Source organism: Archangium violaceum, from assembly GCF_016887565.1.
Lineage (GTDB): Bacteria > Myxococcota > Myxococcia > Myxococcales > Myxococcaceae > Archangium > Archangium violaceum_B.
Genome location: NZ_CP069396.1, coordinates 5,042,040 through 5,056,139, shown reverse-complemented (window position 1 = coordinate 5,056,139; position 14,100 = coordinate 5,042,040). Strand labels below are relative to the sequence as shown.

The 14,100-nt window shown below is 70.5% G+C and carries 14 protein-coding genes; 3 read left to right on the top strand and 11 right to left on the bottom strand.

All coding sequences use genetic code 11. The features are described from left to right. Positions 1 to 11: 11 nt before the first annotated feature. Together JRI60_RS20770 and JRI60_RS20765 are read right to left on the bottom strand one after the other, a co-directional pair. Positions 12 to 1,508 (bottom strand): tetratricopeptide repeat protein, encoded by a 1,497-nt coding sequence (locus JRI60_RS20770; protein ID WP_204227588.1) that lies wholly within the window; start codon positions 1,506 to 1,508, stop codon positions 12 to 14. Continuing rightward, positions 1,462 to 2,151 carry a lytic transglycosylase domain-containing protein gene (locus tag JRI60_RS20765; protein WP_204227587.1) on the bottom strand — a complete coding sequence of 230 codons (690 nt, stop codon included), beginning with the start codon at positions 2,149 to 2,151 and terminating at the stop codon, positions 1,462 to 1,464. Before JRI60_RS20765 ends, JRI60_RS20770 begins: the two co-directional genes overlap by 47 nt. Positions 2,152 to 2,238: 87 nt before the next feature. Here JRI60_RS20765 and nadB point away from each other — a divergent pair, with 87 nt between their 5' ends. Genes nadB through JRI60_RS20750 form a run of 3 tightly spaced genes read left to right on the top strand, consistent with a single transcriptional unit; the run spans position 2,239 to position 5,170 of the window. Next, a complete protein-coding gene (gene nadB / locus JRI60_RS20760) occupies positions 2,239 to 3,828 on the top strand; it encodes an L-aspartate oxidase (protein ID WP_204227586.1) in 1,590 nt (529 codons plus the stop codon). Between the two features lie 7 nt (positions 3,829 to 3,835). Continuing rightward, positions 3,836 to 4,576 carry a rhomboid family intramembrane serine protease gene (locus JRI60_RS20755; protein ID WP_204227585.1) on the top strand — a complete coding sequence of 247 codons (741 nt, stop codon included), beginning with the start codon at positions 3,836 to 3,838 and terminating at the stop codon, positions 4,574 to 4,576. Then, a complete protein-coding gene (locus JRI60_RS20750; RefSeq protein ID WP_204227584.1) occupies positions 4,577 to 5,170 on the top strand; it encodes a TIGR00730 family Rossman fold protein in 594 nt (197 codons plus the stop codon). A 15-nt stretch (positions 5,171 to 5,185) separates the two neighbouring features. Here JRI60_RS20750 and JRI60_RS20745 read toward each other — a convergent pair whose 3' ends face one another. The 9 genes from JRI60_RS20745 to JRI60_RS20705 form a co-directional block, all read right to left on the bottom strand. Continuing rightward, positions 5,186 to 5,815: a hypothetical protein gene (locus tag JRI60_RS20745; RefSeq protein WP_204227583.1), complete on the bottom strand. Its 630-nt coding sequence runs from the start codon at positions 5,813 to 5,815 to the stop codon at positions 5,186 to 5,188. After that, complete coding sequence (gene pyrE / locus JRI60_RS20740) at positions 5,812 to 6,378, bottom strand: orotate phosphoribosyltransferase (protein ID WP_204227582.1); 567 nt, start codon at positions 6,376 to 6,378, stop codon at positions 5,812 to 5,814. Before pyrE ends, JRI60_RS20745 begins: the two co-directional genes overlap by 4 nt. Continuing rightward, positions 6,379 to 7,206 carry a ParB N-terminal domain-containing protein gene (locus tag JRI60_RS20735; protein WP_204227581.1) on the bottom strand — a complete coding sequence of 276 codons (828 nt, stop codon included), beginning with the start codon at positions 7,204 to 7,206 and terminating at the stop codon, positions 6,379 to 6,381. Positions 7,207 to 7,287: 81 nt separating this feature from the next. Next, positions 7,288 to 8,001 carry a bactofilin family protein gene (locus JRI60_RS20730; RefSeq protein ID WP_204227580.1) on the bottom strand — a complete coding sequence of 238 codons (714 nt, stop codon included), beginning with the start codon at positions 7,999 to 8,001 and terminating at the stop codon, positions 7,288 to 7,290. 3 nt (positions 8,002 to 8,004) lie between these two features. Beyond that, positions 8,005 to 8,331 carry a bactofilin family protein gene (locus JRI60_RS20725; RefSeq protein ID WP_204227579.1) on the bottom strand — a complete coding sequence of 109 codons (327 nt, stop codon included), beginning with the start codon at positions 8,329 to 8,331 and terminating at the stop codon, positions 8,005 to 8,007. A 48-nt stretch (positions 8,332 to 8,379) separates the two neighbouring features. Next, the gene (gene bacN / locus JRI60_RS20720; protein ID WP_108076791.1) at positions 8,380 to 8,724 is read right to left on the bottom strand and encodes a bactofilin BacN; all 345 of its coding nucleotides are present in this window, start codon (positions 8,722 to 8,724) and stop codon (positions 8,380 to 8,382) included. 63 nt (positions 8,725 to 8,787) lie between these two features. Then, complete coding sequence (locus JRI60_RS20715; RefSeq protein WP_204227578.1) at positions 8,788 to 9,624, bottom strand: alpha/beta hydrolase; 837 nt, start codon at positions 9,622 to 9,624, stop codon at positions 8,788 to 8,790. A gap of 17 nt (positions 9,625 to 9,641) precedes the next feature. Beyond that, entirely contained in the window at positions 9,642 to 11,516 is a 1,875-nt protein-coding gene (locus JRI60_RS20710) for a tetratricopeptide repeat protein (protein ID WP_204227577.1), read from the bottom strand. Between the two features lie 20 nt (positions 11,517 to 11,536). Then, on the bottom strand, positions 11,537 to 14,038 hold the full coding sequence (locus JRI60_RS20705) for an ATP-binding protein (protein WP_204227576.1): 2,502 nt from the start codon (positions 14,036 to 14,038) through the stop codon (positions 11,537 to 11,539). Positions 14,039 to 14,100 lie beyond the last annotated feature (62 nt).

Sequence of the window (14,100 nt, the reverse complement as noted above, 5' to 3'; positions counted from 1 at the left end):
GGTGCCGCCTTCTATCGGACTGGGAGGGCGATGAGGGCAAATCCTTCACCGCTCAGTTCCACGGCGCTCCGAGGCGACTCGCTCCCAGGCGCCGGCAGCGGCACCACCCGGGGAGTCACCCCGCCCCGCCAGCCCACCAGGTGCGACAGGGGGACCGTCACCGGCGCCTCCTCGGCGATGGGCACCGAGCGCAGCGTCCCGGCGAGGCTCAGCAGCACCCGCCCCTGCCCGCGCAGGTGCACCAGGCCCAGGTCCGGCGCCACGTCCGAGGGCACCTTGCCATTCTCGAAGGCCACCGGCTCCTCGAAGGCGAAGACGCACTCCTCGCGCAGATAGGCGCCCTCGTCGCCCACGTCCACCGCCAGGAAGGAGCACTCCCGCGCCGGCTCGATGAAGAGCACGCCCGAGCCGCTGACGCGCACCAGCTGTCCCGCTCCCTCGCCGAAGGTCTCCTCCGTGGGAAGGCCCCGGAAGCGCTTCATCTCCGGCTGGAACCCGAGCTGCCCGCTGAAGGCCACCAGCCCCTCCAGCCGCGTGAGCAGCTCGCCGTCCACGCGCGCGGAGAAGCTGCCATTGCCCACCCGGAAGGGGCTGGACGGGCTCGCCCCCGCCAGCGCCACCGCCGGAGCCAGCTCCGCCAGCACCGGCACGTCCGCGCCCGGCCGGAAGCTCACCTTCGACGGCAGCTCGGGGGTGGCCCCCTCCAGCGTCTGCGGCAGCGGCTCGCTCGTCTCCACCGCCGCGGACGTCTCCGCGAAGGCCGCTTCCGTCTCCGCCTCGACCTCGCCGGACGCGCCCTGGCTCGCCGCGAGGGCACCCGGCCCCTCGTCATCGGCGAAGCGCATCTCCTCCGTGTTCTCCGGGTCCGCCGGGGGCGGCGTCACGGCGGAATTGGACTCGTCCAGACCGAACTGGGCGCCCCACTCCCCCTCGGCGGGAACGGCGGCCGGACGCGCGGCGGCGGTGGGCGCGACCGCTGGAACCGCGGTCAGCGAGAGCCTCGACGGCCGGGCGAACTTCTCCCCCGCGATGGCCCTGGCCATCTTCTCCACCATCACGTCGCTGCCGGCCTTGACGAAGTGCTCCCGGGCGCGCCCGTACTCCCCGGCCTGCGCCAGCGCCAGGCCCAGGTAGTTGTGCGCCTTCTTGTGGTCCGGCTGCAGGTCCGTCGCGGCCTCGAACTCGCGCATGGCGCGCTGCAGGGCGTTGGTCTTCAGGTACACCAACCCCAGGTTGACGCGCAGCGTGGCGTCCACCGGGTTGTCGCGCACCAGCGCCTCGTAGAGCTCGGCGGCCCTGTCGAACAGGCCCAGCTTGAAGTAGGCCAGCCCGAGCAGGTTGCGGCCCTTCTCGTTCCTCGGTTGGAGCTGATGGGCCCGCTCCAGCAACTGCCGGGCCTCGGTGACCCTGCCCTGCGCCAGCAGCTCTCCACCCTGGTAGAGCTGCTTCAGGAACTCCTCGTCAACGGGGCTCTTCTGCCCCCGCCCCGTCACGCGCGTCGTCGCCATCCGGATCCGTCCCGCGAGGCTCGTTCTTCGTGAGCCCTTCGCGCTCTTTGTAATGGAAGTAGAGCTGGAGCACCTTGCGCACGTAGGCCTGCGTCTCCGGGTACGGCGGCACCTTTCCACCGTACTTGCGCACGGCATCCGGGCCCGCGTTGTACGCGGCCACCATCTTCACCATGTCCCCGTTGTAGATGTTGGCCAGCACCCGCAGGTAGCGCACCCCACCCTCGATGTTGTCCCGGCTGTCGAAGATGTCCTTCACGTACATCTCCGAGGCCGTCCCGGGCATCAGCTGCATCAGGCCGCTGGCCCCCTTGGGCGAGAGCGCGTTGACGTTGAAGTTGCTCTCCGCGTGCATGATGGCCCGCACCAGGGCGGTGGGGATGCGGTAGCGCGTGGCGGCCTGGACGATGTGCGGCTCGAGCTCCTCCGGGGTGCGCGCCCGGCCCCTCACGGGGGCGGTGGGCGCGGGCGCCTCGGAGAAGGTGCCCTTGAGCTTGTTCGCCTTCTTCGAGCCGGGGGGTGGCACGTTCGTGTAGACGATCGTTCCATCCTTCTCCACGTACCTGTAGATGCCCTCGGACGCATGGGCGCCCAGGGGGGCAAGCAGCAGCACGGTCAGCAGCAGGACGGGAATGGCTCGCATATCGGCCCCTCAACCTTAGATCCCCGCCCGAAAGTCCTCAAGAAATCGCCTTGTTTCCGGCACTTACAGCCATTAAGGCTCTGACACATGGCCCATCGGTTCGACTTCCTCGTTTTGGGTGGTGGTGTGGCGGGCCTCTCGTTCGCCCTGCAGGCGGCCAGGCACGGCACGGTGGCCGTCCTCACCAAGCGGGAGCGGTACGAGAGCAACACCGCCTACGCCCAGGGCGGCATCGCCAGCGTGCTGTCCCCCACCGACACGTTCGAGTCGCACATCCAGGACACCCTGGAGGCCGGCGCCGGCCTCAACCACCTGGACGCGGTGGAGGTGACGGTGCGCGAGGGCCCCGACCGCATCCGCGAGCTGGTGCAGCTGGGCGCGGACTTCAACCGCCGCACCACCGGCGAGTTCGATCTCACCCGCGAGGGCGGCCACTCCGAGCGGCGCATCATCCACTCCGGCGACATCACGGGGCGCGAGGTGCAGCGCGCCCTGCTGGAGGCCTGCGACGAGCAGCCCAACATCACCTTCTTCCCCAACACCTCGGCGATCGACCTCATCCTCGATCGGCGGCCGGTGCCGGGTGCGCCCGGGCGGTGCCTGGGGGTGTACGCGCTCATGCCCTCGGGGAGCATCGATCGCTTCCTGGGGAAGGTGACGGTGCTGGCCACCGGCGGAGCGGGCAAGGTGTACCTCTACACCTCCAACCCGGACGTGGCGACGGGCGACGGCGTGGCCATGGCGTACCGGGCGGGCGCGGAGGTGGCGAACATGGAGTTCTACCAGTTCCACCCCACCTGCCTGTACCACCCGGAGGCCAAGAGCTTCCTCATCAGCGAGGCCCTGCGCGGCGAGGGCGGCAAGCTGCGGCTGCGCAACGGCCAGCAGTTCATGGACCGCTACCACCGGCTGGCCGAGCTGGCCCCGCGCGACGTGGTGGCGCGCGCCATCGACGCCGAGCTCAAGCGCACCGGTGATGACTGCGTCCACCTGGACATGACGCACCTGGGACGCGCCTTCCTCATGGAGCGCTTCCCCAACATCTACGCCACGTGCAAGGCCTTCAACATCGACATGGCCGTGCAGCCCATCCCCGTGGTGCCCGCGGCCCACTACATGTGCGGCGGCGTGGTGACGGACCTGTACGGGCGCACCAGCGTGCCGGGCCTCTACGCCATCGGCGAGGTGTCCCACACCGGCCTGCACGGGGCCAACCGGCTCGCCTCCAACTCGCTGCTGGAGGGGCTCGTCTTCGGCCACCGGGCCGCCGCGGTGTGTGCCGAGGAGGCGCGTGCGAACGGCAAGCACCATGACGAGCCACCCGCCTGGGACGAGGGCAGCGCGGTGGCCTCGGACGAGAGCGTGGTCGTCACCCACAACTGGGATGAGATCCGCCGGTTGATGTGGAACTACGTGGGCATCGTCCGCACGGACAAGCGGCTGATGCGGGCGCGCCGCCGGTTGGAGCTGCTGCGCGAGGAGATCCGCGACTACTACTGGCGCTTCAAGGTGACGCGCGACGTGATCGAGTTGCGCAACATCTGCGAGGTGGCCACCCTCATCGTGGACTGCGCCAGCCGGCGCAAGGAGAGCCGCGGCCTGCACTTCACGCTGGACTACCCCAACACGGACGACCACCACTGGAAGCGCGACACCGTCGTCCGCCGTGAGATCTGACCACCGGATGAGCGCCCCCAACGACGAGCCACGTGACACGTGGGAGCCCGCGGGAGCTCCCGGTCCCGAGCGGCCCACCGAGTCCCCCACCCCGCCCGTGCGCCAGCCGTGGCCTCCCGTATGCACGGCCGTCCTCGTGGGCTCGGTGGCCCTGTACCTGCTGGATGCCTTGCTGAGCCCGGAGAAGGGCGCGCTCCTCGTCGGAGCAAGGGGCCCCGTCTTCCAGTGGGCCGCCCTCTACGGGCCGTTCGTCCAGATGGGCCAGTTCTGGCGCACGCTCTCCTGCGTCTTCGTGCACGGTGGCCTGCTCCACCTGGGCTTCAACATGTCGGTGGTGTACTCGCTGGGCATGCCCCTGGAGCGGGGCATCGGCAGCGGGCGGTTCCTGGTCATCTCCCTGGCCACCGCGCTGGGCGCGTCCGCCTTCGCCCTGCTCTTCAACTTCAACGTGCCCACCGTGGGGGCCTCGGGGATGATCCTCGGCTGGGGCGGCGCCATGCTCCTCATCGCCACGCGCGAGTTCCGCCGCAGCCTCATGTTCTGGCTGGCCCAGGTGCTGGTCATCAGCCTCCTGCCGGGAGTGAGCTGGGCCGCGCACCTCGGAGGCTTCCTCTTCGGCCTGCCCATGGGCCTCGCCCTGCGCATGGGCTCCCGGGTCTTCGTCCGCGCCGCGCCGTTGCTCCTCGCCATCACCGTGGCGGTGGTCTACATCGCCGCCAATCCGGAACGTTTCAGGGGAGTACCTTAGATGAGCATCCAATCGGTCTGCGTCTTCTGTGGCTCGCGCATGGGAGCCCGTCCTGACTACCTCGAGGGGGCCAGGGCCCTGGGCGCGGAGCTCGCCCGGCGGGGGTTCACCCTCGTCTACGGAGGCACCAGCGTGGGGTTGATGGGCGCCATGGCGGACGCGGTGCTCGCCGGAGGCGGCAAGGTGGTGGGCGTGCTGCCCCACGTGCTGGGGGACAGGGAGATCGCCCACCGGGGCCTCACCGAGCTGCACATGGTGGACTCCATGCACGCGCGCAAGGCGATGATGGCCTCGCGCGCGGATGCCTTCATCGCCATGCCCGGCGGCGTGGGCACCTTCGAGGAGCTCTTCGAAATCACCACCTGGGCCCAGCTCGGCATCCACCACAAGCCCATCGGCCTGCTGAACGTGGCGGACTTCTACGGGCCGCTGCTGGCGCTGATGAGGCGCGCGGTGGACGAAGGCTTCATCCCCGAGACGCGCGCCCAGCCCTTCGCCTGCGAGGCCTCGCCAGCCGCGCTTCTGGATGTGCTCCAGAAGGCCGGGCAGCCGCTCGCTCCGGACAAGCAGCTGCTGCGGCCGGATCAGACCTGACGCACCGGGTGCGCGTCAGTGCGCGTGCACCCGCATCTCCACCTTGCCGAGCGCGGAGGCCATGCGCAGCACCACGCGCTCGGTGTTCGGGAGGATGACGGGCTTGCCGTCGGGGAACGTGGTGGGGAAGCGCAGGCGGTAGCCCACCCAGAAGGTGCCCAGGTACGGGTAGAAGGCCCGCATCTCCTGGTCCGCCCGTCCCAGGCGCTCCACGCTGACGGGCCGCACCTCACCCTCCGGCGTCACCAGCACCACGTTCCAGATGGACGAGGGCCGATCGAAGTCCTCGTAGCGGTAGTTGTAGACGTGGACGCCGAGGAAGAACTCGTGCGTCTTCACCGCCTCCGCCATCTCCTGCGTGAGCAGCTCCCGCACGCGCTCCTGCGGCAGCGCCTTGAAGGTGCCCGTGCGCTGGAGGCGGGCCTGGCGGAAGCTCTCCGTCTGCAGGGTGGCCGCGGCGAAGAGCACGGTGTCGAAGCCGCTGTAGAGCTCATCGCGAGCCGTGTACCGCTCCAGCACCTGCTGGTAGGCGAGCTCCTCCCGCTCGTCCTTGAGCGCGGGAGCGGGGTCTCCCAGCGTGGGAGGCGTGGAGACACAGCCCGTGAGCGCCAACAGCAACGCCCCGAGCCGCAACTGCATCTTCATGGAATGAAGTCCTTGCGGGTGTACAGGGTGAAGAGCCGGTGTCCGGCGGCCTCGACCGCCTCGCGACCACCCTCCAGTCGGTCCACCAGCGCGAACGCCCCGAGCACCCTCAGTCCTTCCAGCTGCGCTCGCTCGATCGCCTTGAGCGTGGACGCTCCCGTGGTCACCACGTCCTCCAGGATGGCCACCGGCGCACCGGGAGACAGGGCCTTCATGCCCTCGATCCACTGGCCCGTCCCGTGCCCCTTGGGCTCCTTGCGGACGATGAAGGCATGCACCGGCGTGCACGCCAGGTAGCTGGAGAGGCTGACGGCCGAGGCGAGCGGGTCCGCCCCCAGCGTGAGCCCTCCCACCGCCACGGCCTCCGAGGCCTCCCGGCGCACGGCGTCCAGCAGCAGCCGGCCGATGAGGAAGTGCCCCTCGGCCAGCAGCGCCGTGCGCTTGCAGTCGATGTAGAAGTCCGACTCCTTGCCGGACGAGAGAACGACCTTGCGCCGCTCGAAGGAGCGCTCGGTGAGCAGCTCCAGCAGGCGGGCCCTGTCACGCGCGAGCGTGTCCACCATTCACAAACTCTCCAGCCAGGCCACGAGATCCGAGGAGTAGCGCAGCTGCGTGAGCAGCTCCTGCTTCCGCGTCTCGTCGAGGTCGGCGAACACGTCCGCCAGCAGCGCCAGATCCTGGTTGAGATCCACCAGCCGCTGGGTGGCCTCCGCGGCCAGCTCGTCCGCGTCGACCTCCTCTTCCACCGTCTCTGGCGCCAGCGACTCGTCGTCGGCCAGCGCCTTCTCGAACATGTCCCGGGCGATGGGCGTCAGCCGCCCCTCGGCCTCGAGCTGCGTCCGCTTGGCCTCCAGCTCCTCCCGGCTCACCGGCGAGGCATGGATGGCCGAGGCGAGCGCCATCAGCAGCGCGTCCTCGTCCGACAGATCCGTGTGCAGGCGGGCCAGCACGCGATCCCTCTTGAGGAAGCGCAGCGCCGCCACCCGGCGGAAGCCGGAGATGACCTGGAAGCGATCGGGCGGCTTGAAGCGCACGTCCACGGGGAAGAGCTGCCCCAGCCGGGCCAGGTCGGTGGCCAGCGCGGACAGGTCCCCCACGGGGCGGATCTGGAAGGTGGTGTCCTCGTCGATCCGCTCCAGCGGGATGTGGGCGGGAGCCACGTGCCCGCGGCGGCGTGGCGCGACGGCCTCCACGACCTCGGCGGGAGTCCCGGAGGGTGGCTCTGCTCCGGACGTCCCCTCACCCGCGGAAGCCTGCGCCGCCCCCTCCTGCTCGGAAGGAGAGGCGGCGGACTCGGACGCGGCCGACTCGGGAGAGGTCGCCCCGGGCGACTCCTCCGCCGGGGTGCTCGGCTTCGCGTCCACCTCGTCGATTCTGTTCTCGGCGCTCATGGCGTTCATCGGCACCCCTGGATCGGCCCGTCGTAGCGCCGCGACGGCGGTGCGGCGGCGCGACGGAACCACCCCAACGCTTTAACGGCCCTTCTTCTTCACGACGACCTTCTTCCTGGCCGCCTCCGCCACGGTCGGCGGGACTGGCGCGGCGGCCGGCGGCCGTGGAGGCTCGGGCCGGGCAGGCGGCTCGGCGGCCCTGGAGGCGGGCGGCGCGGGCGGTGCCGGACGAGCAGCCGCGGTGGCCCCCGGAGCGGGCGGCGGCGTCGGACGAGCGGCGGGCGCCGCGGCGGCCGGACGGGCCGGAGCAGCGGCGGCGGGCGTCGTGGGACGCGCACCGGGCAGCGCCGGACGGGCGGGCACGTTGGTGCCCGGGCGCACGGCGGGACGCACGGTGGTCGGACGCGGCAGCGCCGGACGATCCGCGGGCACGCGGCCCGGCTCCACCTCGCCCATGTCCACGCGACCGCGGAAGCTCGCACCATCGACGATGATGACGCGCGGGGCGTGGATGTCGCCCACCATGCGGCCCTCGCGGGTGAGCTCCACGCTCTCGGTGGCGTTGATGTTGCCCACCACCACGCCGCTGACGATGGCATTCCTCACCGCCACGTTCGCCTTCACCACGCCCGTGGGCTCCACGATGAGGGTGCGGCTCAGCGTGAGCTCACCCTCCACGCGGCCGCGCACGGTCAGATCCTCGTCACCCGTCAGCTTGCCGCTGATGAGGATGGACTGACCCACCACGGTGTTGTTGACGGAGGCCCCTGGGGCCAGTTCCTTCGCGGTGGCCAAGGATCAACGCTCCTTCGGGATGTCCATGTCGACGTTGCCCTTGAAGGAGGCGCCGTCGGCGATGAGGATGCGCGGGGCCTTGATGTCACCCACCACGCGGCAGTCCGTCTTCAGCTCCACCTTGTCGGTGGCCGCGATGTTGCCCGTGACGCGGCCGGCGATCTCGACGTTCTGCGTCTCGATGTCCGCCTCGACGACGCCGCTGCCCTCGACGTAGAGGCTCTCCTTCAAGGAGATCTTCCCCTTCACCGTCCCCTGGATGACCAGATCCTCGTCGCCGGAGATCTCACCGTCGATGACAATGCTCGAACCAATGACCGTATTCGCCATGAGTGTTGTCCACCCCTCCCGGAGGGTTCTGCTGGCCCCAAGGCCCGTTTAGATGTCGTCCGGCAGCTTCACGTCCATCTCGATGGACCCGTTGAAGACCGCCCCGTCCTCGATGACCACGCGCGGAGCCTTGATGTCTCCGGCGACCTTCGCCGAGGCATTGATGGCTACCCGGCCCGACGCGTCGATGTTGCCGCTCGCCTCGCCGTTGATGGTCAGCTCCTCGGCACGGATGTCCGCCTGGACCTTGCCGGTACCCTCGATGGTCAGGTGGTTCTTCAGGGAGATCTGCCCCTCCACCCGCCCCTCGATGATGAGATCGCCGCCACCCGTGAGATTCCCCCGGATGACGATGCCCTTGCCGATGATGCCCGTCTGCTCGCCCTGTGCCATGCGGTGACCCTCGGAGGCGTCCTCGCCCATCGAAGTTTGCGCTGTAAGGAATTGGAACCTACGTCAGAGATGCGAAGAGATCCAGTTGCAGATGTCGCGCTGGACCTCCTCCTTGCCGAGCTCGTTGAGCGGCTCGTGGCGCATCCCCGGATACACCTTGTACACCTTGTCCTTCGAGCCCACGGCGTCGAAGAAGAGGCGCCCGGTCTCCACACTCGCCACCCCGTCCTCCGCCCCGCAGAGCTGGAAGAGCGGCACCTTCATCTCCGGAGCGAGCGCCATCACCCGGGACTGGGCCTCGGTGGCCTCGATGAACCAGCGCGGTGTCACGATCTGATTGTAGAGGGGGTCCTGACGTGCCGCCTCCTGCACCGCCTCGTCCCGGCTGAGATCCTTCGGTGTGAGCTCGGTCTTGAGAGGCATCCATGGCAGGACCCTGCCCACCGCCCGGGCGGCCACCAATTTGAGCGCCGGTGGAGTGATGGCGAGCTTGAAATAAGGCGCGGACAGCACAACGCCGCTCACGCCTTGAAGCCCGCCACGCCCCAGCAGGTGGACCGTCATGAGCGCGCCATGGCTGTGCGCGAGCACGAAGAGCTTCCGTCCCCCGGCCGCGCGGCGCGCCCGCTCCCAGAAGGCGGCGAGGTCGTCCAGGTAGTCCGGCCAGGCGTCGCAGTAGCCCCGGCGCCCGTCGGCGCGGCCATGACCGCGATAGTCGAAGCCGTGGACGGCATACCCCTGGGCCGTGAGGGCGTCGAAGGTGGTGCGATAGCGGCCGATGTGGTCCCCGTAGCCGTGCACCACCGCCACATGGGCACGGGGTTGCTCCGGCTGCTCGGACATCCAGAAGAGCCGCAGCCCGTCCTTCCCAGTGAAGAAGCCCTCGTCGAGTCGCGCCATGGTCTCTGCCGAGGACATTAGCGATCCGCCGCACCGGTGGATAGCAACTTCAGCTTGCGCTCGATGAGGGCCCGTTGCTCGGGCGGCTCGGCGGCCTCCGGATTCAGGGCGAGGACGTCCAGGGCGCGCCGCCAGGCGCTGGCGGCCTCACCGGCGCGTGACACGCGGTGGTAGGCGTCGCCCAGGTGCTCGAGGATGACGGGCTCGTCGGGCTCCAGCTCCGCCGCGCGCTCCAGCGCCTCCACGGCGCGAGGGTAGTCACCGCGCTGGTAGTGGATCCACCCCAGCGAGTCGAGGAAGGAGCCGGTATCCGGGCGCAGCTCCAGGGCGCGCCGCACCAGCCGCTCCGCCTCGGAGTAGTCCCGTCCGCGCTGGGCCAGCACGTAGCCGATGAAGTTCATGGCCGCGGCGTTGTTCGGGTCCACCTGGAGCACGCCGCGCATCCAGGTGAGGGCCCCCTCCTCGTCCCCCAGCGCCAGCAGCACGTTGGCCAGGGTGTAGCGCAGGGCCGGCTCACGAGGGTGCTGCTCGATGGCCTCGCGCAGCAGGGTGAGGGCCTCGGAGGCGCGACCCAGGCGCCGCAGGGTGGAGGCGAGCGCCTCGTGGAGGTCCGGCTCCTGCTTGCGCCCGAGGGCTTCCTTCAACACGGCCACGGCGCGCTCGGGCATGCCGCCGCGTTCCAGGGCGCGGGCCTGCTGTACCCAGAGGTCCGTGTCGTCGGGACGCTCGGCGAGCGCCTCGCGCAGCAGGGCGAGCGCGGTCTCGTGGTCGCCCCCCTGGGAGAGGCAGACGGCGCGGCGGACACGGGCATCGGAGAAGAACTCGGAGGAGACGGGCACCTCGGCATAGGCCTTGGCGGCCACGTCGAAGTGATGAAGCCGCTCGTGCACCAGGCCCGCGTAGAAGGAGACGCGGGGGGAGGGTTCCCTCCCCTTCCGGGCGCCGTCCAGCACCGCCAGGGCGGAGGGCATGTCCCGAGCGGACAGGAAGGACTGGGCCACCCGCACGGCCAGCTCCGGATCATCGGAGAGCGACAGCAGCCGGTCGAAGTACGCCCGCGCCCGCACCGTCGCGCCCTGCAGCAACGCGAGCCGGCCCGCGCCCATCAGCACCGACTGGCTGTCCGGATCGCGCTCCAGCGCCCGGGCCAGCGACTCCTCCGCCTCGGAGACGCGGCCGGCCTTCTCCTGGAGCTGCGCGAGCGTGGTCAGCGACTCCACGTCCCCCGGGTCACGCTCGATGGCCTTGGCGAGCAACACGCTGGCCCGGGCGCTATCGCCGCGCTCGGCCAGGGCGAGTCCCAGGCGCCGGTAGCCGATGGACTCGCCCGGCAGCGCCACCGCCAGCTCCTCCACCACCTTCACGGCCTGCTCGTTCGCCCGGGCATCCAGGTGGAGCTGCGCGAGGACGAGGTAGGCCTCGGGCTCGCGGGGCTGGAGCTGGATGGCGCGGCGCAGGTGCGTCCGGGCCCGCGCGGGCTTGCCGGCCTCCATCAATACGCGCCCCAGCAGCAGCCGGCCGGCGTAGTACCTGGGGTGCCGCTCCACCGCGCGCCGCAGCTCGCGCTCGGCCCGGGTGAGGTCTCCCAGGCGCGCGTACTCCTCGCCGAGCCGCGTGAGCAGGAGCGGCTCGTTCTCGTCGGTGGCCAGCGCCAGGCGCAGCTCGTCCACCGCGCTGCGGTGGTCCCCCGCGAGGCTCGACAACTGCGCCCGCAGGTAGTGCGCGTAGCTGGCGGGCGAGGCGATGCCAACATCATTGGCCGCCGCGGTGATGGCCTCGCTCATGGCCGACCGGTCCACCGGAGGCCGGCGCGAGGCGGGGGCCGCGACCGCACCCAGCCCGACGAGGGCCAGGAGGGGCACGACTCGGGTGAGGGTTCGACTCGGGCGCACGCCCCGAGTCTAACCCGGGCCTACAGCTTCGGCACGGGGGCGGGCGCCCCCAGGCGCTCCAGGATGCGCTCCGCCGGCTCGCTGTCATGGCTCACGTCCGCCACCGCCGAGCGGTACTCCACCCCTGTGTGCTTCTCGACATCCGGCAGCAACCGGCCGATGACGTTGCGTCCTGCTTCAACATTGCACTCGGGCAGGACGACGGCGAGCACACCCTCGCCCAGGTGGCCGAGGATGTCCTGGGTGCGCAGGCGGGCGCGCATCACGTCCGGCACGCCGCGCAGCGCGTCGTCGAGCACGTAGCGATCCGGGCGGAGCACGGCGAGGCTCACCGGCCGGCTGTAGCGCCGCCCGCGGCTCACCTCGTGATCCAACCGCAGCATGAGGCCGCGCCGGTCATAGAGGCCGGTGATGGGATCGTTCCCGCTGCGCCGCATGAGCGAGGAGGCGCGCTCCAGCTCCGACTCGGCCTTGCGCAGCTTGAGGGCGCGCTCGGTGCGGCCCAGCAGCTCCATGGCGTTGAAGGGCTTGCTCATGTAGTCCACCGCGCCGAGGTTGAGCGCGCGGACCTTGTCGGCCACGCCCTGGTGGGCGGACAGGAGGATGACGGGGATGCTGGCGGTGTCCGAGGAGGACTTGAGCGCCACCGCGGCGTCCAGGCCGTCCAGCTTGGGCAGGAAGACGTCCATCACCACCAGGTCTGGCTTGGAGGTACGTGCCCGGGCCAGGCCCTCGGCGCCGTCGCGCGCCACGTCCACGCGGTAGCGCGAGCGCAGCACCTCCACCAGCACCGCGGCGATCTCCGGCTCGTCCTCCACCACCAGCACGCGCGGCTGCTCGGCCGTCTCCTTGTTGGGGAGGTTGCGCACCGCGCGGCTCACCTCCTGCGCCAGCGGCAGGGTGAAGATGAACGCGGCGCCGCCCTCGGACGGGGCCTCGGCCCAGATCTCCCCGCCGTGCAGCTCCACGAACTCCTTGCAGATGGCGAGCCCCAGGCCCGTGCCACCACCGCCCTTGGCCCCGCTGCGGTAGCGATCGAAGACGAGCGGCAGCTCCTCGGCGGGAATGCCCTTGCCGTCGTCCTGCACCACGATGCGCGCCACGTCGCCGTCCGGGCGCAACAGCCTCGAGGCCTTCACCACCACCTCGCCCGCGTCCTGCGCGTGGTGGATGGCGTTGGTGATGAGGTTCTGGAGCACCTCGTGCAGCTTCAGCTCGTCGCCGATGAGCATCAGGCTCTCGGTGGTCTCGGCCCTCAGGGCCACCCCGCGCTCGGCGGCGAGGATCTCCAGCTCGGTGACGCTCTCCTTGCAGAGCACGGAGATGTCCAGCACCCGCGGCTCGATGGACAGGCGCGCCACATCGCCCTTGCCGCGCTCCAGCAGCGACTCCACCAGGCCGAGGATCTTCCGGCCCTGGCGGATCATCGCCTCGGCGGACTGCTTCTGCTGCGGATCCAACCCGCCCTCGAGCAGCAGCCGGCCGTGACCCAGCAGCACCTGCAACGGGGCGCGCAGGTCGTGACTGCACACGGCGATGATCTCGTCCTTGAGCCGGTTGAGGTCCTTGAGGCGGCGGTTGGCCTCGCTCAGCTCGCGGTAGCGCTCCACGTAGGCCAGCTCGAGCTCGTCGCGCTTCTTCTTGAGCGCGGTGTGCAGGCGGGCGTTGCGGATGCAGTTGGCGAGCGCCGCCGCCACCGCCTGGGCGAACTCCTGCTCGTCCCGGCCGAAGCTCTCCGAACCCCGGGAGATGCGCAGGAAGAGCGCCCCGAGCAGCTCGTCCTGGCACACCAGCGGCTGCACGAGGATGCAGCGCACGCCCAGGGACTTGAGGGCGGGACGCACCTCCTCCATGAGGGGATCCCGCTCGGGCTCGTCCACCAGCACCGGCTGCCGGGTCTCCAGGGCGCGGCGCAGCTCGGGGTAGCGGGCGAGGTCCACGTCCAGCGACAGGCCGGGATCCTCGAGCGTGGCCACCACGCTGGCGGTGCGGGCGTTGATGTCCTCCACCAGCACCACGGAGCAGCGGTCCGCGTTGATGACGGAGCCCACCTTCTCCACCGCCAGGCGGAGGATCTGCTCCAGCTCCAGCGAGCTGGTGGCGGCCTGGGTGATCTCCAGCAGCCGCTCGGTGCGGTTGCGGGTGCGCTCCATGAGCTTGCGCTCGCGCAGCACCGACTCCAACCGGGGCACGAGCTCCTGGAGGTTGCGCACCCAGTCATCCACGGGCAGCTTGCGCAGCACCTCCGAGCGTGAGCGGGTGAGATCCGCCAGCACCCGCACATCCCGCAGCCGTGCATCCTGACGGACGGCGGCGAGCGCCTCGGCGGCCCGCTTGCCCGTGGTCGCCACGAGGATGGCATCGGGCTGGAGCGACTCGGCCAGCTTGGACAGCTCGCCCATGTCCTCCGTGATGGCCCACTGGAAGCCGCTGTCGGACAGGTGCGCGAGCACGGCGTCGTTCGCCGCCTTGGCACCAATCACCAGGACACGGCCACGTGACCCCGCGAGTTCAGCTCTCAACGAAGCCCTCGCGTGCCAGGCCTTGCGTGGCCGTGTGGAGAGACCGGAAATATTTCAAGAAA

Coding starts and splice junctions, on each gene's coding strand:
- JRI60_RS20770 (WP_204227588.1), bottom strand. CDS start 1,508: ATGGCGACGACGCGCGTGACGGGGCGGGGGCAGAAGAGCCCCGTTGAC.
- JRI60_RS20765 (WP_204227587.1), bottom strand. CDS start 2,151: ATGCGAGCCATTCCCGTCCTGCTGCTGACCGTGCTGCTGCTTGCCCCC.
- nadB (WP_204227586.1), top strand. CDS start 2,239: ATGGCCCATCGGTTCGACTTCCTCGTTTTGGGTGGTGGTGTGGCGGGC.
- JRI60_RS20755 (WP_204227585.1), top strand. CDS start 3,836: ATGAGCGCCCCCAACGACGAGCCACGTGACACGTGGGAGCCCGCGGGA.
- JRI60_RS20750 (WP_204227584.1), top strand. CDS start 4,577: ATGAGCATCCAATCGGTCTGCGTCTTCTGTGGCTCGCGCATGGGAGCC.
- JRI60_RS20745 (WP_204227583.1), bottom strand. CDS start 5,815: ATGAAGATGCAGTTGCGGCTCGGGGCGTTGCTGTTGGCGCTCACGGGC.
- pyrE (WP_204227582.1), bottom strand. CDS start 6,378: ATGGTGGACACGCTCGCGCGTGACAGGGCCCGCCTGCTGGAGCTGCTC.
- JRI60_RS20735 (WP_204227581.1), bottom strand. CDS start 7,206: ATGAGCGCCGAGAACAGAATCGACGAGGTGGACGCGAAGCCGAGCACC.
- JRI60_RS20725 (WP_204227579.1), bottom strand. CDS start 8,331: ATGGCGAATACGGTCATTGGTTCGAGCATTGTCATCGACGGTGAGATC.
- bacN (WP_108076791.1), bottom strand. CDS start 8,724: ATGGCACAGGGCGAGCAGACGGGCATCATCGGCAAGGGCATCGTCATC.
- JRI60_RS20715 (WP_204227578.1), bottom strand. CDS start 9,624: ATGGCGCGACTCGACGAGGGCTTCTTCACTGGGAAGGACGGGCTGCGG.